1 protein-coding gene is annotated in these 972 nt (G+C 68.3%); it reads right to left on the reverse strand.

Annotation, left to right across the window (positions count from 1 at the left end; translation table 11 throughout):
• Positions 1 to 972 (reverse strand): Clp protease N-terminal domain-containing protein (locus WH85_RS46165; protein ID WP_045748583.1); only part of this gene is annotated, 972 nt, incomplete at both ends.

Below are 972 nucleotides of genomic sequence, written 5' to 3' on the forward strand. Positions count from 1 at the left end.
GAAGTCACGAAGGTCCGGCGGCGCGGTCATCCGGCGGATCCGCATCCTCGCCCCGGCCTCGTCGATCAGGTCGATCGCCTTGTCCGGCAGGAACCGGTCGGAGATGTAGCGGTCGGACAGGGTCGCCGCCGCGACCAGCGCGGCGTCGGTGATGCTGATCCGGTGATGCGCCTCGTACGCGTGCCGCAGACCCTTCAAGATCTCGATGGTGTGCGCCAGCGACGGCTCACCCACCTGCACCGGCTGCAACCGGCGCTCGAGGGCCTTGTCCTTCTCGACGAACTTGCGGTACTCGTCGACGGTGGTCGCGCCGATCAGCTGCAGCTCACCACGGGCCAGCATCGGCTTGAGCATGGACGCCGCGTCGATCGCACCCTCGGCGGCACCCGCACCGACCAGGGTGTGGATCTCGTCGATGAACAGGACGATGTCGCCCCGCGAACCGACCTCCTTGAGCACCTTCTTCAGGCGCTCCTCGAAGTCACCGCGGTAACGCGAACCGGCCACCAGGGAACCGAGGTCGAGGGTGTAGAGCTGCTTGTCCTTCAGCGTCTCGGGCACGTCACCCTTGACGATCGCCTGGGCCAGGCCCTCCACCGCCGCGGTCTTGCCGACGCCCGGCTCACCGATCAGGACCGGGTTGTTCTTCATGCGGCGCGACAGCACCACCATGACCCGCTCGATCTCCTTCTGCCGGCCGATGACCGGGTCGAGCTTGCCGTCGCGGGCGGCCTGCGTCAGGTTCGTGCCGAACTGGTCCAGGATCGTCGAGGACGCCGGAGCGGCGGACGCCTCGCCGGGTGCCGTCGGCTCCTTGCCGGCGCCGGACAGCAACTGGATGACCTGCTGGCGGACCCGATCGAGGTTGGCACTGAGCTTGACCAGCACCTGGGCGGCGACGCCCTCGCCCTCACGGATCAGGCCGAGCAGGATGTGCTCCGTGCCGATGTAGTTGTGGCCGAGCTGCAGGGC

The organism is Actinoplanes rectilineatus (assembly GCF_000962825.1).
Taxonomy (GTDB): domain Bacteria; phylum Actinomycetota; class Actinomycetes; order Mycobacteriales; family Micromonosporaceae; genus Actinoplanes; species Actinoplanes rectilineatus.